The following is a 23647-nucleotide window of genomic DNA, read 5'->3' on the forward strand; positions in this document are numbered from 1 at the left end:
AACGTATTGTTAATCGTATGCGATGATTTGAACACACACGTATCCCCCGCCGGTTACGAGCCGATTCACACGCCGGTGATGAAACAGTTCGCTACCGAAGCCCAAACGTTTCAGCGGGCGTTTTGCCAATATCCCGTTTGCGGCCCCTCACGCGCTTCGTTCATGAGCGGACTCTATCCTGAATCAACTGGGGTACTCGATAACACAGCCGATATCCGACAAACCCGACCGAACACTGTGAGTTTGCCGCAACATTTCAAACAACACGGCTACTGGACCGGCGGCGTGGGTAAACTGTTTCACACCCCGAAGCACGACCACGGGGACGCTGCCTGGAATATCAATCTACGATTCGACAATGATGAGTTGCCCAATGTCCGTGCAGCTCGTCAGAAGTTTGAGGCAGAACACGGTTCAGTAGAAACGGGCCCTAACCGTCGTCGATGGCGCACACTAAAGAAACAGGTTTCAGCCAAACTCAGTGGCCAATCCCCGCCGGGCCATGGCCCCAGCGGCCTCACTGATGCCCAGCATAAGGATGGTAAAAACGCCCGGCAAGTCGCCCAATGGTTAACCCAAAAGACGTATGGAGATCAGCCATTCTTGATCGCCTGCGGCATCCAGAAACCGCATGTGCCCTTTCTGGCACCTAACAAGTATTTCGATCTCTATCCGTTAAACAAAATCACCTATAAACCGGACCATCCAAAACTTTGGGATTCGCTCCCCTCATTGGCCAAGGTGAAACGCTACGAATCGTTTGGTTTCGAGCTCGGCAAGGAAAATGACGCCTTACGCCGCGAATATACACAGGCCTATCATGCGTGCATTTCATTTATCGACGCGCAGATCGGAATCATGCTTGAGGCTCTCAAGCAAAGCGGCCACTGGAACAATACCGTGGTGATCATCACCTCCGATCATGGCTATCATCTCGGCGACCATTTTCTTTGGGGCAAGGTCACTCTATTCGATATTGGAGCCAAGGTTCCATTAATCATCCGCGCCCCCGGCCTCACCCAAGCTGGCAGCACATCGCAGGCGATGGTGGAGTTAATCGATCTGTATCCCACCCTCGCCGATCTGGCCGGCTTACCCAAGCCGACACATTTACAAGGCACCTCGCTTCGGCCACTCCTTGGGCATCCGGAACGACTCGGTAAAAAGAAATTTGCTTACACAATCGTCACACGCGGCCCCAAGCTGGGCTACGCATTGCGTAATCAAAACTGGCGTTACGCAAAATGGCCCGATGGTGAGGAACTCTATAACCTTAATTCCGACCCAGAAGAGAAACAGAACCTGGCCGGAAAACCCCATCTCAACGAACGTCTCATGGAATTTCGCCAGAATCTCGCCGCCAAACAGATTGAATCTGCCTCCAAAAAACGGTAGTCTTATTGCCGGTTTGGCATCACTTATTTTCCATCCACGCTTACGCGTTTTCGTCTGCTTACTTGGCTTTGTCCTGGGAGGGCTGTCGTCCGTTCAGGCCGAGCGCCCATCGCCGCTGCAGTCTTACAAAACCGATATTCTGCCGCTCATTCAAAAGCATTGCGTCCAATGCCACGGGCCGGAGAAACAGAAGGGCAAGTTTCGGATTGATACGCTCGGGGCAAATTTGCACGAAGGCGAAAGTGCCGGCTACTGGCATGAGGTGCTGGACCAGCTCAACGAAGGTGAGATGCCGCCAACGGACGAAAAGCAGCTGACCCAGACCGAGCTGAACCGCTTTACCGCCTGGCTGGAATCGGGTCTCAAACAAGCCGCCGCCAAGCGTTCAAGCACGGGCGGACGTCAACTCATGCGACGCATGAGCCAGTACGAGTACCAGTACACGCTGGAGGATTTACTGGGCGGCCGGCTCGATTACACCGCCCACATCCCCGGCGATCTCTCAGGCGAGGACGGCCTCATGACCAACGCCAAACACCTCGGCATGTCGCCCGTGCTCATGAACGGCTATATGGAAGTGGCGCTCATGGCGCTCGACGAAGCCCTGCCGGAGACGCCCAGCAAGATTCACAAGGCGACTCACACTCAATTCCAGCCCGCCAAGATTCGTGGCCAACGAGAATTGGGGGTTCCCAAACGCAAGAATGGCGAACCCAAGCCCAAGACCCAAATCGTACGGACCGATCCGCGCGTCATTGCGCCGACTCCCGGTTTCAAGCTCTCCCACTTCAAGGCGGACCTGCCGCGCAAGGTCACCTTCGTGGAACGCCCCTTTTCCGGTCGGTTCGCCATTCGCTTGAAGGTGAAGGCCACGGCGGATTCCATCGGTCGCCTGCCGGAGCTGACCCTTCACGTCGGCCACCGTGCCTCGGGCGATTACGACCCCAAGAAAATCATGGGCCGTCAAATGGTCGATCCCGCCAAGGGCGAACACGTCATTGAATTCACCGGCAACATCGAGGATTTCCCGCTCGGCAAAAAAGACGGCTACTACAATGGCAGCGGCAGTCACGATGTGACGCACCTGTCCGTGTACGTTTGGAACACCGCCGAGCCAAAGGAACGGTACACTCGGTTCACGCCACTCGACGAGGTGGACGAGCCATTGATCCATCTGGTGTCCGTGGAAATGGAAGGGCCGCTCTTGGACGGGTATCCCAGCGAGACGGCCAGAAACCTCTTCCCGCCCCAGCCGGCCAACCTCAATGAAGCCGCGCACATCCGGCAAACACTCGCCACCTTCATCGGCCGCGCCTTCCGCCGCGAAGCTCGTCCGGAGGAAGTAGACAACGCCTTCGCCGCTTTCGGACGTTTCAAAAAACTGACCGGCGACGACCAAGACGCCATGCGCAAGACGATGGCCACCCTGCTCGTCTCCCCGAAATTCCTCTACCTCGTGGAGCCCTCGCCTGAAGCCAAGCCCAAACAGGCCCGGCGGCTCAACGCCTATGAACTGGCCACCCGCCTCTCCTATTTTCTCTGGGCCTCCATGCCCGACAACGAATTGCTCGCCCTCGCCGCCAACGGTCAATTGCTGCGGCCCGAGGTCCTCAAGGAACAAGTTACGCGCATGCGCAAGGACGCCAAGTTCCGCCGGTTCGCCCGGCACTTCAGCCACCAATGGCTCGGCCTGCCGTCGCTGGAGAACGTCGCCATCAACCCCAAGCTGCACCCTGATTTCACTGACGCCACCCGCGAAGCGCTCAAGGAGGAAACCCTCGCCTTTGCCGAGCACGTTTTCGCCCACGACCTCAGCGCGCTGAATTTCGTTCAGTCGGACTTCGCCATGCTCAACAACACACTGGCCAAGCATTACGACATTGCAAACGTGCACGGCTCGCATTTTCGTCCCGTGAAGCTGGCCGCCCAATCCGCCCGCGGCGGCGTGCTCACGCAGGGCAGCGTGCTGCTCATGGGCAGTGACGGCGCCGAATCCAACCCCATCTACCGCGGCGTGTGGCTCCGCAAACGCCTCTTCGCCGATCCGCCGCCACCACCGCCGCCCGGCGCGCCGCCCTTGGAGAAGAAGGACGATTCCAAGCTCTCCCTCAAGGAACAGATCGCGGCGCACCGCGAGAACGCCGCCTGCGCCCGCTGCCACAACAAGATCGATCCGTGGGGCATTGCCTTCGAGGCCTACGATCCCACCGGCCGCCTCAAGGCCACCGCCTTCGATGCCTCCACCATTTTGCCCGACGGCGCGGAAATCGACGGACTACAGGCCCTGCAAGATTACGTGCTCGAAAAGAAATCGCGCGACTTCGCCCACGGCTTCGTCCGCCGCATCACCGGCTACGCGCTGGGCCGTCAACTTGAGTACTCCGATGATCCGCTCGTCGAACAACTCACCGACAATTTGATTGCCAACGAATATCGCGCCGGTAGCCTTATCGAAGGTCTGGTCACCAGCGCCGCTTTTCTCACCAAATAGATTTAGCAACACTCATAAGCACATGAAAAAGTCCTGGCACCTTTCCCGTCGTGAAGTCCTCCGAGGCTTGGGCGGCATCTCCCTGGGCCTGCCGTTTCTGGAGGCCATGGCGGCGACCGCGCCCAAGCAAGCCACCGCGCCCAAGCGTCTGGCCTGCATGTTTTTCCCCAACGGCGTCACCCTGCCCAAGGAGAATGACCCGCACCACGCCGAGTGGCATTGGTTCCCCAAGGGAGAGGGCAAGGGCTTTAAGCTGAACAAGTCCACCGAATCGTTCGAGCCGCACCGAAACGACATCACGTTCCTATCCGGCCTCTCCCATCCCGCCGGACGGCACATGGCCGGCCATGGTGTTTCCGACGTCTTTCTCACCGCCGGCCCCGTGGATGCCAACTCTTACCAGAACACCGTTTCCTTTGACCAACTTGTGGCGGAGAAAAATGGCCGCGACACCCGCCTGCCGTTCCTGCCGCTCTCCGTCGGCGGCGGCGTCGGCACGCTTGGCCGCACCCACACCCTCTCCTACACCAAGACCGGCCAACCCATTCCCGCCGAGAGCAACATTCGCCGCTGCTTTAACCTCATGTTCGGTCAGGAAAAGGATAGCCTCGATAAGGCGCGGCGCGAATTACTTGTGCGCAAGAGCATGCTCGACGGTGTGCTGGAGGATTCCCGCTCGCTGAAGACCCGCCTCAATGCCGCCGACCGGAGCACGCTCGACAACTACCTCGACTCCGTTCGCCAACAGGAGCAACGCATCCAGCGTCTCGAAAGCTGGCTCGACCGCCCCAAGGCTGAAGTCGCCGAGACGTCACTCAGCATCGACGCCACCAGCGCTAACATGCAGGACTACGTCCGGGCCTTTTACGATCTTATGTTCCACGCCTTCCGCACCGACACCACGCGTGTCATCACGCACATGCTCGGCATCGAAGGCGGCGGCTCCAAGTCCGACCATTTCCCCACCGCCCTCGGCCTCGACGCCCATCACGCCCTGAGTCACCGCCGCAAAACCTCCTTCAAGGACTGGGGTGTTTGGGACAAATTCATGAACGAAAACTTCGCCTACCTCCTGAAGCAACTCTCGGAAGCCCCCGAAGGCGAAGGCAGCGTGCTCGACAACACGCTGATTATGTACGGCTGCTCCACCAGCACCACGCACCTAGCGCGGAACTACCCGCTGATCCTTGCCGGCGGCAAGAACATGGGCCTGCAACACGGCCACTTCCGCAAGTTCGACGAGGACAAAGTCCGCCTCGCCGACATGTACGTCACCCTGCTCAACACCCTCGGCGTGGAGACCCAGCAGTTCGGCGACAGCACCCGCGAGCTAAACGAGATTCTGCAGGCGTAGTTAGCGCGCCACCAAGTCCGAAATGCCCGCGTCCCACTTGAGCGTGGCCGCGCGGGTGAGATCGCCGGTGGCGGAAATACGGTAGGCCGTCAGGGTTGCGCCGGTGGTGGCGGTCACCAGCAGATATTTTCCATCCGGCGACAACGCGAAGCCCCAAGGAATCTTGTCCGATTCCGTCAGCCCAAGAAATTCCGCGTGTCCGTTCTCCAGCACGCGATAGCGGCTGACTCGGTCGAAATCCTGCCGATGCCCGCGCAGGCCGCCGAAGAGAAACTTGCCGTCCGGCGTGATCACCAAATCCGACGCGCTCAGGCCCATCTTGGACATCCCCTGCGGCAGCACCGTGAGGTCCTGTTCAATCTTCAACTGCCCATTGGCCTGGCGCCAATACGTCGAAAGCCCAATGCCCTGTTCGTTGGTGAAATACACCATCGGCAATTTTGGATGATACGCCATGTGACGTGGCCCCGTCCCCTCCGGCGTGCGGGCATCCTTCGGCTCCAAGGCCGTGATCGCGCCCGTGTCGCCGTTGTAACGATACTGCAATAACGCGAGATTCCCTTTCACATACGGGATATACAAATTCCGATTATCCGGCGACACCAACACGCAATGCGCCGCATTGATCCCTTCATCCACCGTCGCCACCGACTTGCCGGGCACGCCGTCCTTATCCAGCGGATACACATGCAACCGTCCGTTGCCGTAGCTCACGCCCAATAGATGTTTGTGCCCGCGATCCACGCTCAGGTAACAGGCACCGTCATTGAACTGCACGGGCACGTGCTTTTCATACGCGCCCTTGGCCGACAACGACACCACGGCGCCCGGCACCTTGCCCGGATCCCCACCGGTCGCCGTCACGTACAGCAACGGCTTGACCGGATGCGCAGTGATCACGCGGCCCGACAAGCCCAGAGCTACTTTGCGTTCCACCTGCAACTGTAGTCCTTTTCCCTTCGGTGTTGCTTTCACGATCCACAACGTGCCGGACTTCGAGCTTGGAGCAAACACGCGGAACCCCTCGGCCTCCGCCATGAATGACAAAAGGAAAACGGAAACGAATAACGAGATGATCTTCATAAAATTGTGTTGGAGTGAATCGGCGCAATTAGCGCTTCAGGTGTTTCGTGAAAAAATCGAGGGTAATCTTCTTGGCTTCCGGCGTGATAAATTCCGGCCCACCATGACCAGCGCCTTCCAACGCCAACAGCGTGGACTCCACCCCGTGCGCCCGCAGCTTGGCGTCCAGCTTCTCGCTTTGCACCAGCGGCACGCCTTTATCCGCCGTGCCGTGCATAATCAGAAAGGGCGCATCCCCTCGGCTCACGTTGTCTAACGCACTGGCGTCCTTGGCGAGCTTCGGCACCTCCCGCACAGTGGCCCCAAGCAACTTCGCGCCGTTGGATTGTGCGATGTCCGCCTCAGTGCGGCCGTTGCCCACGTTGTTTGGCGGCATCGTTAGCAATTCGCTTGGACCATACCAGTCCATCACCGCCTGTACCCGACTGGAGGTCTTCTCCGCACCGGAAAACGGGCGCGTGCCCATCAGTGCCACCAGATGTCCGCCGGCCGAGGTGCCCCAGCAACCGACACGCTGATCATCGAGATTGTATTTCTTGGCATTCTCCCGCACCCAACGCACCGCGGCGTAACAGTCATTGATCTGATCCGGCCACTGGCCCTTGTCGATCAGGCGATAGTTGATCGACGCAATGGCAAACCCGTACGGCACCATCCAGACCCCGCGCCGGCCACGATCCTTGTTGCCGTTCTTCCACCCGCCACCATGCACAAACACAATCACCGGCACCGGTTCCTTGGCCGCCTTGGGCCGATACAAATCCAGCTTCAAAGAAATCCCCTTCGGCGCGGCGTACTCAATGTCCTTCAACACCTCCACCGAGGCCGGCAGTTCCGGTTGGGGTTTCTTTTTCTTGGCTGTTTTCGATGCAGCATCCGCCAACAAGTTGGGGACCAAAGCGAATGAGAACAGCATCAGGATTGAGAGGAATCGTTGTTTCATAAATGGATCATGGTTTGAGTTGCTTCAGCTCCGCATCCGTCCACGGCGTGGTGCGGGATTGGTATTGTTTGCGAAGCCGATTCACCTCGTCCTTCGTAATCGGAGGGGCCTTCCGGCCCCAGGCAAACCGGAGGTAGCTCAGCAGCTCCGCCAGCCGATCATCGCGGGTGATCCCCAGTGACGCGGCCGGGGCCATGAAACCGCCGGCGTAGGTTTTGCCTTCGATCGGACCGGTGAGTCCGTGGAGCATGGCGGGTATGAGTTGGGAGGGATCGCCCCCAACGCGTTTGGAATCCGCCAGCGAGGGCGCCAACTGTAATTCTGTGCCCAAGACCGGCACGCCCTTGCCATCGGGCCCGTGGCAGGTGATGCAGTGCTCATAATACTGTCGCTCGCCGCCGGTGATATATTTCCGCATCTCGTTGGGCATCGACTCCGGGAAATCCAGTCCACGATCCCAGTTGGCCAACGCGCCCTTCCAATTGGCACTCACCGTCGTGCGGCTAGCCACGGGCAGTTTGGCAAACGCGCTGCCATCGGCCACCGCCTTGGGCAGCGGTTGATCCTTTTTACCCCAGAGCGAGACGGTCACCGCCTGCATCACGCCCCGATCGGCCATGTGACGCTGAGCTGTTTGCTGAATGAGCGCCTCAGCGGCGGGATCATCGAGGGTGCCCAACGTGAGCACAAGTTGCTCCACCACGCGTGGATCGCGCTCGGCACCCAGTGGTTTCAGGCGATCGAGATGGGCCTCCAAATTTCCCTCGGCAACCTGAATGGCGGCCGTCCGCAACAGCGGTTGGCGATCGGTGAGCAAGGAATCCAGCACAGCATCGGACACAGCATCCATGCCCTCCAACGTCCAAAGCGCGTGCAGGCGGCCGAGTGGATTTTGCGTAAACATCGCGGTGGATTCGAGCAACGGAATGACCGTTTCCCGATCCGGTCGCAGCAAGATGAGCCGCTGGGCGGTGTCGCGCCACCACCCGTTGGCATGCTGCAAATGGCGAACAAGTTCGGCGGTGGTTTCCTGCAGCATGCGCGGCTTTGACCCCGGCTTGAAGTCACGATGGCGAATCCGCCAGATGCGCCCGCGCAATCGGTTCGCGGCCAAACCGGATTCGGCCGTAAACTTGCGCGCGTTGGGATTCATCCAGGGCGCATCCTGAATGATGCCGCGGTACATGTCCGTGACATACAACGTGCCATCCGGGCCGGTGGCCGTGTTTACAAACCGACTATTGATATCCGGCGAGCGCAGGAATTCCGCCGTACCCGGCTCGGCCTTGGTGAGCATGAGTTTGCCCTGCTCAAACCCCACCTTCGCCCGACGCACAACGTGGATGGTGGGGTCGCAGAAGAAATAATCACCGCGCGCGGCCGACGGTAATTTATCTCCGCGAAACACACTCTGCCCGCAGGCGGAAGTAAACGCGCGCACCTTAGCCGCGGGTCCGCCTCGATCATTGAGGAGGCAAAGGCTTTCGACGTTCATAAACGCCGGCGTATAGGGATTACCCAGCGTGACCAGATCGCCAGCGGGCAGTTTATTACTGAGCCGACGCGGCGTAAGCCAATACTTGGGATGCATCTGCGCAGCCTTGAGCGGATGGGTGTTATCAATCCAAAACAAACGACCGGCGTTGTCGTACGTGAGCCCCCACTGCGTCCAATGACTGGGCTGCGACTGCGGCCGCCATGTCCCGTCGGTGAACCGGTAACGTTCCATGTTGTAGGTGATGTAAATCCAGTTATCGAGATTCCACACCAACCCGGAATCCTGATGCTCCACGGAGGTGTTGGGGCCGTTGCGGCTGCGCGGGCCATATTCGAAGAGCGGTTTCTTTTCATCAGCCACCCCGTCGCCATTGGTATCGCGATAGGCGATCACGTCCATCGTGTCAGTTTCGCGCACAGCGATCCAGTCGTCCAAGGGCAGAATCATGCGCGGCAGATTGAGGCCCTCCACAAAGGTCGTCACTCGGTCCATGCGGCCGTCGCCATCGGTGTCCTCCAACCGCTTGATGCGGCCGTTGCGCAGAGTCTTGGTGCCCTTGCCGTTTTCGTCCTGCATGTAGCTGCGCATCTCGGCCACGTACAACGCGCCATTGGCATCCCAGACCGTGAGTACAGGCTCCTCAATCTGCGGTTCGGCAGCAACCAGTTCCGCCACAAAGCCCGGGGCTAGATCAAATGTCGCCAATTCCTCTTCAGGCGTGAGTACGCAATATGGGTTAGCTGCCTTCTTCCGGTTCGCCTCAGCACGCGCTTTAGCCAGAGCCTCCGGTTCCGGCTGGGTCCAGCGCACTTGATGCGGTGGGCTCAGGCTCGTCTCATCCCGACTGGGGAATCCTTCCGGAACCGGCAAAGACACCTTGCCCGTGGCAAGGTATTCGCAACTGCGCGCGACAATCGTCTGAAAGCCCACGCAATACAGCGCATCCCAAATGCTATCGCCTTTGTAAAAATGCCCCATGGACGTCACGATTGTACGGCCCTGTCCGTAAGTCACTTCCCAGGTGATCGGCTCGTGCTGGCCAGTACCGCTTTGTTTGGGATCGGAAAAGGCGCTGGAAAGGACGGTCAGATTTTTCGCCGGACCGCGCATGTGATGATAGAGTTCGTCGCGCGCATGCAGCCACACCGGGGGTACACCACGCATGATCGGATGATTGGCCGCCCGTACGGTCACCGCAAAGGCGTGCTTGGAGCCATGCGCAGAATTGCCGGCCTGAGGATCCGCAAAAGGCTTCCCTGTCTCCGCCTCCACCTTGATCGCCTGACCGAAAGGGGCCTTACGCCATCCCATACCGATCATGTCATTAAACGCGTCCCAATTGACAAACGCGTTATTGGCACCATGAATCAGCAATACGCCGCCACCGCCATGCACGTATTTGACGAACGCCTTTTGCACCGGCTCCGGCCACATTGGGCCGTTGTAATTCAGGATCACACAATCGTGCGCGGCGAAATCCGGCCGCCAATGCTGCCAAGCCTCGGCCTCGCGTTTTCGCGCCGGCGCGACCAGTTCGGTGTACAGCGTTTTCGCTTTTTGAAAACGCGCTTTGATCGCCGGGTTCTCCGTCCGTGGCTCACGAGGTCCATCCACGGTCAATGATTCCGGCACGGTGGACACCGTCACCTGAAATCGGCCGGTTGCTTGGAGCGTCGCCTGCAGGGCGTCGGTGGTGACCTTCCAGTTGTGGTTGTTGCGCCCATCCACAATTAACACTCGGATCGGTTCGGCTGCCTGAACACAAAGGCAGGCGAATAACCCTGTCACCAAGAAAACCCGTATCAGATTCATTTTCCCTCCATCACCCTGTGGTTCATTTGAATTCGAAATGCGACTTCGTAAGCGACGGTAGTCACCGGACCCTCAATACTCAAGCATTCAGGAAAGCCGTTAAAAAAACTTCCCCCACCCAAGCTGCCCTTGTAGAAGCAGCCGATGAAACTCACCTACGCGCTCGTTTTCACTCTGGGATTTGCTTCGGTCACGTTGTCATTGGCAGATCAGGGGAAACTGATCTTTCATGACGATTTTAACCGATCCGAATCGCAGGAGAAAACCGATGAACCCGGCAACGGCTGGGGCACCAACAGCGCCAAACGCGCTCAAGGCGACAAACAGGTCGATCTCAAGGACGGTGCGCTGCGCATCTTCATCAGTCCGCGGGCCGATCATGCCGTGTCCGTCACGCACCCCTTCGATTTCACCGACGGCTCCGTGTCGTTGCGGTTTATGCTCGAGGACAAGAAGGACAGTCTGGGCCTGAACTTCGCTGACCTGCAATTCAAGGGCGTGCACGCCGGGCATTTGTTTGTGACCCGCATTCACCCCGATCGCGTGGAACTCACCGACCTGAAGACCGGCAACATGCGTCTCGACATCCGCACTGCCCGCAAAGCCAAGAAGCCACTGACCTATGAACAGCAGCAGGCTCTGGTCAGCAAGACCAAGCGGTTTCCGCATGAGACCCCCATCGGCAAATGGCATGAAGTAACGGTCACTGTCCGCGGCGAACAACTCAGCCTTCAACTAAACGGCAAACCGATCGGCTTGCTACAATCCCCCGGCATCGCCCATCCCACCAAACGTCTCCTGCGCCTTTCCGTCCCGCGCAACGTGGTGGTGGACGACGTAAAAATCCGGCGCCTCCATTGACGTCTCACTGAGGCTTCACATACCGGTGCACGCCCGGCGTGAAGGGGTTGCGGACTTGGAGGGTGGCGGCTTTCTTTGCGGGCCAATTCGGGTTGGGCGTCGCTTCCCAAATGCGGACGCGCTTGATTTCGTGCCACGTCGCGCCAGTGGTGAGGGACACGAGATTCTTGGGCAGCCGAATCTGCTCTGCCTGCGCATAGGCAACGTGATCGCCAAGGCGAAACAGGGCTTCGTCGCCGACGATCTCCAGCATTGCCGTGTACCAAATGTGAGGTTTTAACGTGAGCGGTTGCCGGTCCAACAACAGGTCTTCGAGAATCGTTTTCTTCGGCGTCTTGCGGATGTGTTGGAGGAGAAAGCCGGTCTCGATGAAATCGTTGTCGGTATTGGCCCAGGCCGAAACGACGTGGCCGGTCATGGCCGGCCGCTGGTCAGCGGCTATGCGAAAACATTGATGATGCCACGGCTCGGAATTTTCGCCGAAGCGAAAGGTCACTTCCACCACGAGATTGGTGGCCTTGAATCCATGATACGCCGCCACCGGCACGTGGCCTTTCCCCTTCCAAGTGGCACGCCACACGTTCGGGTGATTTTTTGCCCGCGCCCAAGTTCCAGCCCCAGCGCGCACTTGAGCGCCGTTGCCGAATTGCGCCTGAAGTCGCCCCCCGCGCGGCTTGGAGCCGTTGTCATCCAGAATCAACCGGGCGCGTTCGGCCAGCACGGTGGGCATTACTGAATCCGCCGCCTGACTCCAATGAATGGAGCCCCACAGTATCCAACCGATAACCAGCCGCCATTTCATGTTCAATCTATTTCCGGTAATCCGCCCCAGACCAACTGGATAGTACGGACTGCTGCCATGCTTCGAGCGCCTTGCGCATCTGGGCCGTGCGTTTCGGCTCGGCGGCGCTGAGATTCTTCGCCTCCATCGGGTCATCAATCAAATGATACAACTCGATGGTGACCTTCCCGTTTTTCTCCATCCGATGCAGTTTCCACGGCCAAGCATTCCAAGCGGCATGACCGCGTCGGGCGTCCGCGCCGAAGGTGGGAAATTGATTCACGTTCTTCAGAACACGCTCGGGATGCGGATTGGGTTGGCCCGCTTGTTTGGCCTCAAACAGAGCCTTGATGATGCGGTCGTTCCAAGTGCTTTGCCCCGACGTGTGCCCGTGCCAGAAACCCATCGGCGGACGCTCGGTGCGTTTTCCGGCGATCACCGGCTCTAGGTCGATCCCATCGAGCCGCGGTTGATGCGCTACCTTGGCGCCGGCCAGAGCGACGAGCGTGGGGTACAGATCGGAAGTGAATGCCGGCGTGTCGACGGTCTTCGCCTTGTACTTTGCCGGCCATTCCATCACCGCGGGCACACGCAGGCCGCCTTCGTAAATGCTCCCTTTCCTCGCCCGCCCCCCGGAGGATTCGGTCACCAGTCCGCCGTTGTCGCTGCAGTAAAACAACAGCGTATTCTCGGCAATGCCCAACTGACGCAGGCTCTTCCGCAGTTTCCCGATCTGCTGATCCAGCAGCGTGATCTCGCGGAAGTAGCCGGGCTTCTTGGTGTCCTCGTCATTATAAAGCGTGGCGGCATTCGGCAGGCCTTGCGGTAGCTCCGCCTGCGGATCGTGCGGAGATGGAAACCAAGTTACGGCAAAGATCGGCTTATCGCCTTTGGCGTGTTTGCCGAGAAACTCGATGGTCGCATCCATGGCGATCACCGAGCCGGGCCCTTTGAACTGCCCGTATTCGCCGTTCCGACTCAGGTAAGGATCGTTGTCGAAAAAGTTCAAGCCCGACAACCATTCATCAAACCCGGCGCCTCCCGGACTCGTGGGACTCTCCGCCTGCACCGAACCGATGTGCCATTTCCCGAAATGGCCGGTGACATATCCGGCGCTCCCGAGCGCCTCAGCCACCGTGGTCTCATGCGGTCGCAGGTAATGCCCGTGATTGGGCACGTTGACGCGAAACGGATGACGGCCGGTCATCACGCTGGCGCGCGTCGGCGAACACACGGGCGCACTGGCGTAAAACCGATTGAACACCACGCCCACCTTGGCCATGGCATCGAGGTGCGGCGTCTGGACAAACGGATGACCGGTAAAGCCCGTGTCGCCGTAGCCATGATCGTCGGCCATCACCAGCACGATGTTCGGGCGCGTCTCGGCGGAGGCCAAAGACAACATGCCGCTCAACAGGAGAAGGCAGAAGAAGTGTTTCATATCGCAGCTATTCCTTGCCGTACACCGGCGGTTGCCAGTTCTTGGGCAAACGGCCCTGCGGCCGCACGCCGAGGGAACCGGCCGGGATGGGATGCTCCTTGAGCTGCAGCAGCGGCAAATTGTCGGGCAGATGTTTGATGCGGAATTCCTTGTACTCGATTTTCATCGGCGGCCCCACGTGGACTTGCAAGGCGAGAACGCCGTCGAGCGCCCGTCCTTTCTCGTCAAAATCAATCAGGTCCGCTGTCGGATGTCCATCGATCCAGTGCTGGATATGATTACCCCGCACAAGCACGCGATACTCGTGCCATTCGTCAGCGGCAAATTCCTTCACGGGCATCTTGCCGGTAATCCAAGAACGGCCCTGTTCATCGACCGCCACCTTTTCGCCGGTGTGCGCCAGAATGCGTCGGCCTTTTTCCTCATACACCATGCCGTTGTAATTCGGGTTCTTGGCGACGACATCGCATTGATATCCAGACGCCGCATACAAGCCAAGATCCGGCCGCATGCGACTGCGGTATTGGATGCCACTGTTCCCGCCGGCCGTCACACGCACCTGCACGCGCAGATCGAAATTGCGGATGGTGGAGCCTTTCCAGGTGAGAAAGGAATTGGCCTTGAGCGTGCCGTCGGTGGTGCCGGTGAGTACGCCGTTTTTAACCGACCAATAGTTCGAATCGCCGGCCCAATTGCGCAGGCCGCCGCCGATCAGATTCACAAACCCATCCGCGCCCGGCCGCACGGTGACAGCCGCCGAAGCGACGGGATGAGGATCAGTCGATTTCCCAAAACTACCCAATGGATTCAGCGGTCCGCCCAGTTCTTTGACGCGAGCGTCCGTTCGCAAGCGCATGGCCTTGAGCACATCGTTGTGTTTAGGGTCGTTGGCGAGATTTTTAAGTTCATCCGGATCATTCTTAAGATCATGCAAAAACTCGTGGTTCCCAAAATCGGTATAACGCACATATTTAAAGCGTTGATTACGCAGCCCCTCAAAGGCCGGAATGCGACCACGTACAGCGTGATGTTCGTGGAAGGTCTCTGCACGCCAACCCGCGGGCTTGCCACTTTCTACCACCGGTTTGAGACTACGCCCCTGATAACGCTCTGGAATTTTCACGCCCGCCCAATCCAGGAACGTGGCAGGGAAATCCAAGTTCAAAGCCGAGGCATCGGTCACCTGCCCGCGTTGCTTGGCGGGCACGCGTGGATCACAAATAATCAGCGGCACCCGAAGCGCATCCTCATAATGCGACCACTTGCCGGCAAAGCCGCGGTTGCCCATGAAAAACCCGTTGTCCGCCGAGTACACAATGATGGTGTTCTCCGCTAAGCCAGCCTCCTCCAGTGCCTTGAGAAAACGGCCGATCGCGTTATCGATGCCGCTGACCATCCGCAGATAAGCGCGCATGTTGGTCCGATATTTTTCATCGGTGTTCCAGCGCCAGAAGAATCGCTCGCGCGTGATGGAGGTCTTTAGGAAATCGGGCTGACTGTTAAAAATCTCCGGATCATTCAGACGCGGCGGCGCGATTTCATCACTTTCGTACATGCCATCCATCGCGCGCGGCCACGGAAAATGCCCGATGCCCGGCCGCCGATCGCTGTCCTCCGCGTGGCAGGCATTGAACCACATGTTCATGGCAAACGGCTTGCCCTTCGGCTGGTTCTTGATGAACTCAATGCCGTGATCGACGATCACCTCTGTCTCATGCCGCAGCGAACCGTCTGGCTGGCGCTTGTAAAACGGATTGCGGCCCACCGGCTGAAACACATCAAAATGATTGGCCGGCTGAAATCCGCGCGGCATCTTGGCATGCCATTTACCAAAGAAGCCGGTGCGATAGCCGTTCGCGCGCAGGAGGTCCGAGTACAATTCCCGCACCGACTCCGGCGTGGCGCGGTCCGGTTCGGCCGCTGTACCGAAGGAACGCCCGACCAACCCGCTGAGAATCGTCGTCCGACTCACCCAACAAATCGCCTGACTGACATGCGCGTTGGAAAACCGCGTGCCCCGTTTGGCCAACTGATCCAGATGCGGCGTCTGCGCCAGTGGATGCCCATAGCACCCCAGCGAACTGGAGGTTTGGTCATCGGCAAAGAAGAACACAATGTTGGGTTGCGGCGCCGCCTGCGCGACCGCCGTGAAGCCCAACGCGAGGGCCAGTGCGTGAATCAGTTTCATCGGATTTATTTTAAAGTGGACGGTTTGGGCATGCCCTCAACAAACGGCGCCTGCGTGCGGCGCAGCTCCTCAGTCGCCTTGGCGCGCAAGCCCGCCAACCGCTTGGCATGCCGCGGCTTGAGCGCAAGATTGTTCAGCTCTTCGGGATCCTTGTTGAGATCGTATAGCTCCTCCATCTCGCCCTCGATGAGGTTGCGCACATATTTGTAGCGACCCTCGGCGAGCATCACGTACCACGGCACGCCGGGGCCATGGTACAGCGCCGGATCGTCCGCGGGCGGAATCTTGGCCGTAGCCGAGCCGTACAATTTGCCGGTGTGCACCAGCATCGCCGGTGACTGGCGTTTCGCTTTGGGATTTTCCAGTAGCGGGCTCAAATCTTCCCCGTGCATTTTCCACGGCAGCTTCAAACCGGCCTGAGCAAAAAAGGTGGGCGGCAAATCCACGCCGCTCACCGGCTCGGCCACCACGCGGCCCGCCGTCGCTTTCGCCTTGGCGCCCGGCACGCGAATGATCAGGGGCGCAGCCACGGTGGCATGGTACGGACCCACCTTCGACTTGAACCCATGCTGGCCCCACGCGAAACCTTGGTCGGAAGTGAAAACAATCAGCGTGTCCTCGTCCTGGCCGGATTCCTTCAGCGCCTGCAACACGCGGCCGACGCCTTCGTCAATCGCGCGCACGCCCTCGTGGTATTGCTGGATCCAATCACGCAACGGACGGCCGGGAATATCCTGCATGCCCACCGGCCCCAGCTCGCGCACCTTGCGCTCCACCGGCACGCCATTCTTCGGCTCCCAGTGTTCCATCTTTTGCACGTACTTCGGCTTGCCCGGGCGTGGCGGATAAACATCCTTGGGCACGGGCGGTTTGCCGGCCTTGTAATCCCCCTTATGACGGTCGGCCGGCGTGAACGGGCCGTGCACCGCGCCATAGCACAGCCAGAGATACCACGGCTTCTGCTTGTCCGCGCGGCCTTTGCCGTTGATGAATTCAATCGCCCAGTCGGTGTAATTGTCGGTGGTGTAGCCCTTCACCATCTTGGGTTTGCCGCCGTTAAATTCGGTGAGTTGGTCGTAATAATAATTCGGCGAATTCTCAACGTACTTGGGCCGGTTCCAAATGATCTGGTAATCCCAATCGCGCCCGAAACCGCCATCCACACCGGTGTGCCACTTGCCGATCTGCGCGGTCACGTAGCCTTGCTGACGAAACACCGACGGCCAAAACGGGCACTTGTCCGCATCATACGCGCTGCCCGGATACTTGCCCTCCATGCGCATGGACTCGATGCCGTGCTGGTGATGGCCGGTCAACATCGTCGCGCGCGATGGCATGCACCACGAACCGATGTACGCCTTCTCGAACCGCACACCCGCTTTGGCCAGCGCATCAATGTTCGGCGTCTTCACAAAATCAAACGCCTCATCATAGCTGCCGACCGTGCGCGTGGACTGGTCGTCCGTGTAGATGAATAAAATGTTCGGCCGCTTCGCCGCCAACAACGGCAGCGCGAGCACGCAGGCAAGGACTGTAACGATTCGTTTCATGTTTATTTCTTCTTGGGATTCTTTTTATTGCGACCGCCGCCCTGGCGTTCGCGGGCTTTTAATTCGGTTTCCACGCCTTGATCCCCCTGCGCTTTCATCCACGCCTCCAACTTGGATCGCAGGCGCTTGATGTGCGCTTCACTGCCGGGGCGTCCGGCAAGATTGGTCATCTCCAGCGGATCCGATTGCAGGTCGTACAATTCCACCGCCGGCCGGTGATGATAGGCATTCACCAACCGTTGAGCCATCGCATCGCCGGCCTTGGCCTTTTCCACCATCGAAAGAAACAACGGCATCTTGGTGCAGGCATTGGTGAATTTGCTTTCGTGATTCAGATTCACAATCAGCTTGTAGCGCCCCTCCCGCACCGACCGGATGGCATACGCATCCGTGCCGTTGATAATCCCGCGCGTGGTCATGATACCGAAAACCTGTTCCTTATGCTTCAGCGTCCGCCCCTCCAAAACCGGCAGAAAACTCCGACCATCCACCGGCGCCACCGGCCGACCACCGGCCACGTCCACGAAGGTCGGCGTCACGTCCACGTATTCCACCATCGCATCGGTCACGCTGCCGGCCTTTACCTTGCCGGGCCAGCGCACGATCATCGCCGATTGCAGCCCGTGATCGTAGCAGGTCCATTTCGCAAACGGAAACGCACTACCCTGCTCGCTCACCACCATCACTAGCGTATTGTCCGCCAACTGATGTTTCTCCAGCAACGCCAATATCTCGCCCACCTGCGAATCGTAATAGGTGATCTCCGCAAGGTACTTTGAAAAATCTTCACGCACACGCGGCGTGTCCACAATGTACGGCGGCAGCTTCACCTTAGCCGGCGGATAAGCCGAGGCATCGCCCTTGTCCCACGGCGTGTGCGGTTCGTTGGAACAGGCAAACAAACAAAACGGTTTACCGCTGTCGCCACCCTTGGCCGTCTCGGCAAAGAGCCGGTCGATGTATTTCATGTCCGGGTTCTTGCCGCCCTGATTCTCAAACGGAAACACCGTGCGCGGATTGATATGCGTCTTACCGGTCTGCGTCACGCGATAGCCCAGCGGTTGCATATGGTGCACAATACTTTTGACGTGCGGATAGGTCCGCGTGTGATTCGGCCACGCCCCGCTCTTCACCGGATACAGGCCGGTGTAAATATTATGCCGCGTGGGCGAACACATGGGCGCGGCCTGAAAGCAACGGGTGAACCGCATCCCCTGAGTCGCCAGCTTGTCAATATGCGGCGTCTTCGCCTGTCCGCCATAACACCCGATGTCGCGGAAGGTGCAGTCGTCTGCGATGATAAACACCATGTTCGGCTGACTTGCCGATACCGAAAACACGCCAAGAAACCACAGCAACCAAAGACAATAACGAACATTCATGGGAACACGCCGAGATTGCGGGCAAACGCGCCGCGAATCAATCCTTTCATGAGCGACCGGTTAAGCTCCCCCACTAACGCCAATTATGGCGATTTGAATGGTCGCGGCCAGAGTGGAGCCAAGAATCCAAAACGCCAACAACAACATCGTCAGCGCCATGCCCGAGAGCAGCAGGTTGCGGATGGCCGGTTTATGCTCATTCTTGCAGCGCCGCTCAAACTGCCAAAACCCTACGCCCACGATCGCCGGCCAGATCAAATACGTTTTCAGGAAAAAATCGCAGACCGAAATCGCCGTCTGCAAATAACCGGGGAAGTCCACTCCCATATCCTGATAAATCGCCGCCAATTTTGGCGTGATAAATACCATCACAAACACCGACGCGACCACACCCAAGAGTATCAACAAGCCCAAGCTCGCCATCAGCAACCCATTCCATTTTCCAGCCGTCATCATCAGAAGATATTCGCGTTGAGGATTCAGCGCAACGCGACAGTGTGCCCAACTGCGCTAGGCTCGTTACATCGGGGCGATGCGCTCGGAGCCGACGTCGGTGGTCAGTAGCACGTGGGCGTCGAAACTTTCGGCCAGCAAACGGTGCTTGAGGTCGGCGTGTGCGGGATCGTCCCAGAGGTTTTCGTGTTCCCACGGATCGTTTTCCAGATCGAATAATTCCCCCACGCCTTTGCCGTGGTACACGCACAGCTTGTGCGTGCGCGTGCGGTGCATGGTCGCGTAGGTGCCCGTGCCGCCGGTGAAATGCGGGTCCAGAGCGTCGAAGTATTCACTGCGCACGAAGTTGCGATGAGCGTCGGACAAATCGCGCCCTTCGAGGATCGACCGCAGGCTCGCGCCCTGAAAATAATCCGGCATTTCCACGTCCGCGAGATCCAGCAGGGTCGCCGAGAGGTCGAGCAGTTCCACCAACGCATCGCTTTGGTGATCGGCCACAAACCGGCCCGGCCAAGAAATGATCAAAGGAATCCGCACCAGCCCTTCGTAAAACCGACAGCCTTTGTACATCAACCCGTGATCACCAAGCGCCTCGCCGTGGTCGCTGGTGAAAACAATCACCGTGTTGTCGCGCTGGCCGGTTTCGTCGAGGGTTTGCAGAATGCGAGCAAACTGGTCGTCGATCTGGGCGATCATCGCATAGTACCGCGCCTGAACCGCATGGGCATCGTGTTCCTCGGGCGTGCGCACCTCGTCCTGAAAATCGCAATCGGCCAGCTTCGCCTGCGCCGCCGTGTCGCTTTCGCGAAAGTGCGGCCCGGGCATGGCCGCGGGATCAAACTGCTCGGCATAAGAACGCGGCGGTATGAAGGGCGGATGCGGGTCGTATATGTTTACGTTCAACATCCACGGGCCTTCGTGCGGTTGGCGAATGAACTCAATCGACCGCTCGGACGCCCAAGTGGTTTGGTGCAGTTCGGTGGGCACGCGGTCGTCGCTTTCGCGCAAGGCATTCAGATCGCCGCCCTGTTCGCGAACCCAATCGGCGTAATCGTGGCCTTCCTCCCAGTCGTCGCGCGGGGCGTGGCTGAATTTCCAAAAGCTGAACCCATCGTCAATCCGCGGCTCCGTGCGGCGGCCCGAGCTTTGCAGATGAAATTTTCCGATCAACCCACACTCGTAGCCGGCATCGGCCATCAGCTTACTGATCACTGGCGGCCAGTTGGGAAAGGTGGCGTTGCCGTTGCGCGTATTGTGCACGCGGCTGGGGTACAGGCCCGACATGAAGCTCGCCCGGCTCGGCGTGCAAATCGGGCTTTGGCAGTAGGAATGCGTAAATGCCACGCCATCGCGCACCAGTTTATCTACCACCGGCGTGCGTACGTGCGGGTTGCCCAGCGCGCCAATGGTATCGAAGCGTTGCTGATCGGTGCAGTACCAGAGAATGTTGGGCCGTTCGCTCATGAGCGGGCGACTTTACGAAGATGTGTCCGGAGCGGAAACGTTATTCTTGCGCAGCAACAACACCGCCGCGCCAATTAGCATCAGCAGGGACAACGGCCGCGTTACCAGGGGCGCGTAGCTTCCGCCACTCGCCATCAACCCCGCGCACAGGTTTTCTTCGGCCACTGGCGCCAGCACGAAGCCGATCACAAAGGCCGCCAGCGGCAGCTTCGCTTTTTCCATGCGCCAACCAATCACGCCGAAGGCCAGCATCACCACCACGTCCACGAGCTGCCCGTTCAAGGCGTACGCGCCCCACAAGCAACAGAGCGTGATCACGGGCATCAGCACTTTTTGCGGCACGGCCGAAAGCCGGGCGATCCAGCGGGCGCCGCCCAGCATCAGAGCAAACATCATCACGTTCGCCACCAGCACGGAGCCGATAATGGCGTGCACCGCCTCAGGGTTTTGCCGAAAAAGCAATGGCCCGGGCTGCAGGCCGTGCACGATCAACGCCCCCAACAGCACGGCGCCGATGACACTGCCCGGCACGCCCAGCGCGATCAGCGGAATCAGCGCCCCGCCCACCGTGGCGTTGTTCGCCGCCTCGGAAGCCACGATGCCTTCCTCGCTGCCTTTACCGAATTGTTCCGGTGTCTTCGACGCCCGCTTGGCCGTCATATACGCCGCCAGCGAACCAACATTCGCGCCCACGCCGGGCAACACACCGATCAACGTGCCCAAGCCCGAGGAGCGCAGGAGGTTCCCCGCTTGCGCCTTCCATGTCGCCCACGGAACCCACGCCCCGTCCTCGCCCTTCGCCTGTTCCACCTTGCCGCCATCGCTTGTTAGATCGCCCAAAATTTTCCCGATAGCAAACATACCGATTAGCACGGGAATCAGCCGAAAGCCCTCGTTCAACGCCGTCACGCCAAAGGTCCAGCGCAGTTCGCCCGTAGCCGGATGCACGCCCGGCATGGCCGCCAGCACACCCAGTCCACCCGCTAACAAGCCTCGCGCCCGCGTCGATTCCCCCATGCCCGCCAACAGCGCCAGCGCCAGAATCACCAACGAAAAATACTCGAACGGCCCCAACCGCGTGGACCACTCCGCCATCGGCTCGGACAATTGCCACAACGCCAACCACGACACCAACCCGCCAGCCAGTGACGCCCCGATACCCAGTCCCAACGCCCGCCCCGGCTGACCGGCCCGCGCCATCGGATAGCCGTCTAGCGTCGTCATCACCGCCGCCGGCGTGCCCGGCATTCGCAACAAGGTGGCGCTGATCAAACCGCCACTCACCGCCCCCACGTACATGGCCACCAACAACACCAGCGCCGCCACCGGCTCCATCGTGAACGTCAGCGGTAAGGCCAGCGCGATCAGCATCGTGCCCGTCAATCCCGGCACGGCCCCCACCGTGATGCCCAGAAACACCCCGAGCAACGTCAGCCCCAACAACATGGGAGAAGCAAACAACTCGATCATGCCGGCTTGTCCTCCCGCCAAACCCAGACCGCGCACAGCCCCACAAAGCCCAGCACCAGCCAATGCACCGGCGGCAAGGCCGCCGGTTTCTCCAATTGAAGCCCCTCCAATTCCCGGCTGCGCTCCTGAATCACGTCTTGCAAATCATCGCCCACATGAAACTCCGGATCCACGTGCAGTTGCGCCAAACGCGCTTGCACCGTCGACGTCTCCATCACCCGGCGCAGAAGCTTTTCCAAATACGCCACTCGATCCGGCGGCGTCCCTTTCGGCGCCCACCAAAACTGCATCAGCCCGTGGATCGCATCCACCTCCTGCTCGCGAGCCGTCGGTAGATCCGGCAAAGCCGCTTCCCGTTCCTCGCTCAACACCGCCAACGCCCGGATGCCCGCCTCCTTGAAGGGCTCGTACTCCGCCACCGAAAACCCGGTTACGTCCACGTGGCCACCCTTGAGCTGAGCCAACCGCTTGGCGCCGCCGCCCGTTTGCGTAAATCGGAATTTAGCCCCCGGCTTGCCATGTTGCAGAAACAACGCTGAGTAATGATTCGGCGCCCCGAGGTTGGTGCCGTAAACCAATTGGTACGGCCGAGCCACCGCGTCCGCCATCAACTCGGCCAAATCCTTGTAAGGCGAATTCTCCACCACCGCCACCACCACACCGCTTCTGCCCGTGGCCGCGATCGGCGTGAAGTCCGCCGGCCCCCAATCGGCGTTGCCGTAATGTTGAGCCGTGTACATCCCATCGTGTAGACAAAGAATCGTGTAGCCATCCGGGGCCGCCTTCAACGCCGCCCGACTTCCGATCGTGCCGCCCGCGCCGCCAATGTTTTTCACCACAAACGGTTGCGGCGCGAGGTCGTGCTCCCGAATCGCTTTGAGAAAAATGCGAACGAACGTGTCGCTTCCGCCGCCTGCCGCAAACGGCACGATCACCGTGATCGGTTTCTCAGGAAACGGCGCAGCCGCAGCGCAGAGAATCGCGCCCAGAAAAACTCCTGCGACCATACCTCGCCGAAACCATGAAAACGCCGTCATGAAAGCGCGGCCAACCTGCGGCGTTTTGGCGGACAATGCAACCTCATCGTCGCCCACATGCTACGGCCCTTCGACCAATTGATCCATATTCGGCGCCATCGCCTGCCCTCCCAGGCATCCAATCCAGTCATTCAGATCATCCACCGCAACAAACATCACATTCGGCTTGGCCGCGGCTTCGATCAAGAAACCAAAAATAGCAAAAAGATTACGGACAAGAGATTCATGCCGCCCGGTGTTTCTTGAAGTTCTCCGCCTGCTCGAAGATCTCCTTGTAGACCTCATCACGGTCGACGGGTGGATAACCGTGTTTGCCGAGGAGGAGGATGAGATCTACTTTCAGCTCGGCTTTGATGTCGTCGCGTTGGCTCCAGTCGGTGTACTTGGCCTTGTCGTCGACCACTGTTTTCACCTCCTTGGCGAGCTTGATCAGCTTGTCCTCGG

Annotated in this window: 17 protein-coding genes; 4 read left to right on the top strand and 13 right to left on the bottom strand. The window is 59.3% G+C overall.

The features are described from left to right. Positions 1–27 precede the first annotated feature (27 nt). From H8E27_11145 to H8E27_11155, 3 genes are read left to right on the top strand one after another with little or no spacing between them, the layout of a single operon-like run. Positions 28–1395: a sulfatase gene (locus H8E27_11145; GenBank protein MBC8326166.1), complete on the top strand. Its 1368-nt coding sequence runs from the start codon at positions 28–30 to the stop codon at positions 1393–1395. Between the two features lie 13 nt (positions 1396–1408). Next, on the top strand, positions 1409–3886 hold the full coding sequence (locus tag H8E27_11150; protein MBC8326167.1) for a DUF1592 domain-containing protein: 2478 nt from the start codon (positions 1409–1411) through the stop codon (positions 3884–3886). Positions 3887–3908: 22 nt separating this feature from the next. After that, entirely contained in the window at positions 3909–5240 is a 1332-nt protein-coding gene (locus H8E27_11155; GenBank protein MBC8326168.1) for a DUF1552 domain-containing protein, read from the top strand. Here H8E27_11155 and H8E27_11160 read toward each other — a convergent pair whose 3' ends face one another. Genes H8E27_11160 through H8E27_11170 form a run of 3 tightly spaced genes read right to left on the bottom strand, consistent with a single transcriptional unit; the run spans position 5241 to position 10492 of the window. After that, positions 5241–6323 (bottom strand): beta-propeller fold lactonase family protein, encoded by a 1083-nt coding sequence (locus tag H8E27_11160; protein MBC8326169.1) that lies wholly within the window; start codon positions 6321–6323, stop codon positions 5241–5243. A 28-nt stretch (positions 6324–6351) separates the two neighbouring features. Further along, complete coding sequence (locus H8E27_11165; GenBank protein MBC8326170.1) at positions 6352–7266, bottom strand: alpha/beta hydrolase; 915 nt, start codon at positions 7264–7266, stop codon at positions 6352–6354. A 7-nt stretch (positions 7267–7273) separates the two neighbouring features. After that, positions 7274–10492, bottom strand: a complete 3219-nt coding sequence (locus H8E27_11170; protein MBC8326171.1) for a ThuA domain-containing protein — start codon at positions 10490–10492, stop codon at positions 7274–7276. 279 nt (positions 10493–10771) lie between these two features. On the opposite strand from H8E27_11170, the gene H8E27_11175 reads away from it, so the two are divergent. After that, positions 10772–11437, top strand: a complete 666-nt coding sequence (locus H8E27_11175) for a hypothetical protein (protein MBC8326172.1) — start codon at positions 10772–10774, stop codon at positions 11435–11437. A 4-nt stretch (positions 11438–11441) separates the two neighbouring features. Here the strand turns inward: H8E27_11175 and H8E27_11180 are convergent, their stop codons facing one another. The 10 genes from H8E27_11180 to H8E27_11225 form a co-directional block, all read right to left on the bottom strand. Further along, the gene (locus tag H8E27_11180) at positions 11442–12239 is read right to left on the bottom strand and encodes a hypothetical protein (protein ID MBC8326173.1); all 798 of its coding nucleotides are present in this window, start codon (positions 12237–12239) and stop codon (positions 11442–11444) included. Between the two features lie 7 nt (positions 12240–12246). Next, positions 12247–13659 (bottom strand): sulfatase-like hydrolase/transferase, encoded by a 1413-nt coding sequence (locus H8E27_11185; protein MBC8326174.1) that lies wholly within the window; start codon positions 13657–13659, stop codon positions 12247–12249. 7 nt (positions 13660–13666) lie between these two features. Next, the gene (locus H8E27_11190) at positions 13667–15847 is read right to left on the bottom strand and encodes a sulfatase-like hydrolase/transferase (GenBank protein ID MBC8326175.1); all 2181 of its coding nucleotides are present in this window, start codon (positions 15845–15847) and stop codon (positions 13667–13669) included. 5 nt (positions 15848–15852) lie between these two features. Continuing rightward, positions 15853–17397, bottom strand: coding sequence for a sulfatase-like hydrolase/transferase (locus H8E27_11195; GenBank protein MBC8326176.1), 1545 nt, complete (start codon positions 17395–17397; stop codon positions 15853–15855). A 2-nt stretch (positions 17398–17399) separates the two neighbouring features. Beyond that, positions 17400–18779 (bottom strand): sulfatase, encoded by a 1380-nt coding sequence (locus tag H8E27_11200; protein MBC8326177.1) that lies wholly within the window; start codon positions 18777–18779, stop codon positions 17400–17402. A 60-nt stretch (positions 18780–18839) separates the two neighbouring features. After that, complete coding sequence (locus H8E27_11205) at positions 18840–19235, bottom strand: hypothetical protein (GenBank protein MBC8326178.1); 396 nt, start codon at positions 19233–19235, stop codon at positions 18840–18842. 63 nt (positions 19236–19298) lie between these two features. Beyond that, positions 19299–20696, bottom strand: coding sequence for a sulfatase-like hydrolase/transferase (locus tag H8E27_11210; protein ID MBC8326179.1), 1398 nt, complete (start codon positions 20694–20696; stop codon positions 19299–19301). A gap of 12 nt (positions 20697–20708) precedes the next feature. Beyond that, on the bottom strand, positions 20709–22166 hold the full coding sequence (locus H8E27_11215; GenBank protein ID MBC8326180.1) for a tripartite tricarboxylate transporter permease: 1458 nt from the start codon (positions 22164–22166) through the stop codon (positions 20709–20711). After that, the gene (locus H8E27_11220; GenBank protein MBC8326181.1) at positions 22163–23173 is read right to left on the bottom strand and encodes a tripartite tricarboxylate transporter substrate binding protein; all 1011 of its coding nucleotides are present in this window, start codon (positions 23171–23173) and stop codon (positions 22163–22165) included. Before H8E27_11220 ends, H8E27_11215 begins: the two co-directional genes overlap by 4 nt. A gap of 253 nt (positions 23174–23426) precedes the next feature. Further along, a partial coding sequence (locus H8E27_11225) for a DUF3387 domain-containing protein (protein ID MBC8326182.1) occupies positions 23427–23647 on the bottom strand: 221 nt, incomplete at its 5' end.

It is taken from the genome of Limisphaerales bacterium, from assembly GCA_014382585.1.
Classification (GTDB): domain Bacteria; phylum Verrucomicrobiota; class Verrucomicrobiia; order Limisphaerales; family UBA1100; genus JACNJL01.

What these genes read in the sequence shown, in the direction of transcription:
- H8E27_11155 (MBC8326168.1), top strand. Translation starts at nt 3,909, where the DNA reads ATGAAAAAGTCCTGGCACCTTTCCCGTCGTGAAGTCCTCCGAGGCTTG.
- H8E27_11160 (MBC8326169.1), bottom strand. Translation starts at nt 6,323, where the DNA reads ATGAAGATCATCTCGTTATTCGTTTCCGTTTTCCTTTTGTCATTCATG.
- H8E27_11165 (MBC8326170.1), bottom strand. Translation starts at nt 7,266, where the DNA reads ATGAAACAACGATTCCTCTCAATCCTGATGCTGTTCTCATTCGCTTTG.
- H8E27_11180 (MBC8326173.1), bottom strand. Translation starts at nt 12,239, where the DNA reads ATGAAATGGCGGCTGGTTATCGGTTGGATACTGTGGGGCTCCATTCAT.
- H8E27_11185 (MBC8326174.1), bottom strand. Translation starts at nt 13,659, where the DNA reads ATGAAACACTTCTTCTGCCTTCTCCTGTTGAGCGGCATGTTGTCTTTG.
- H8E27_11190 (MBC8326175.1), bottom strand. Translation starts at nt 15,847, where the DNA reads ATGAAACTGATTCACGCACTGGCCCTCGCGTTGGGCTTCACGGCGGTC.
- H8E27_11195 (MBC8326176.1), bottom strand. Translation starts at nt 17,397, where the DNA reads ATGAAACGAATCGTTACAGTCCTTGCCTGCGTGCTCGCGCTGCCGTTG.
- H8E27_11200 (MBC8326177.1), bottom strand. Translation starts at nt 18,779, where the DNA reads ATGAATGTTCGTTATTGTCTTTGGTTGCTGTGGTTTCTTGGCGTGTTT.
- H8E27_11205 (MBC8326178.1), bottom strand. Translation starts at nt 19,235, where the DNA reads ATGATGACGGCTGGAAAATGGAATGGGTTGCTGATGGCGAGCTTGGGC.
- H8E27_11210 (MBC8326179.1), bottom strand. Translation starts at nt 20,696, where the DNA reads ATGAGCGAACGGCCCAACATTCTCTGGTACTGCACCGATCAGCAACGC.
- H8E27_11215 (MBC8326180.1), bottom strand. Translation starts at nt 22,166, where the DNA reads ATGATCGAGTTGTTTGCTTCTCCCATGTTGTTGGGGCTGACGTTGCTC.
- H8E27_11220 (MBC8326181.1), bottom strand. Translation starts at nt 23,173, where the DNA reads ATGGTCGCAGGAGTTTTTCTGGGCGCGATTCTCTGCGCTGCGGCTGCG.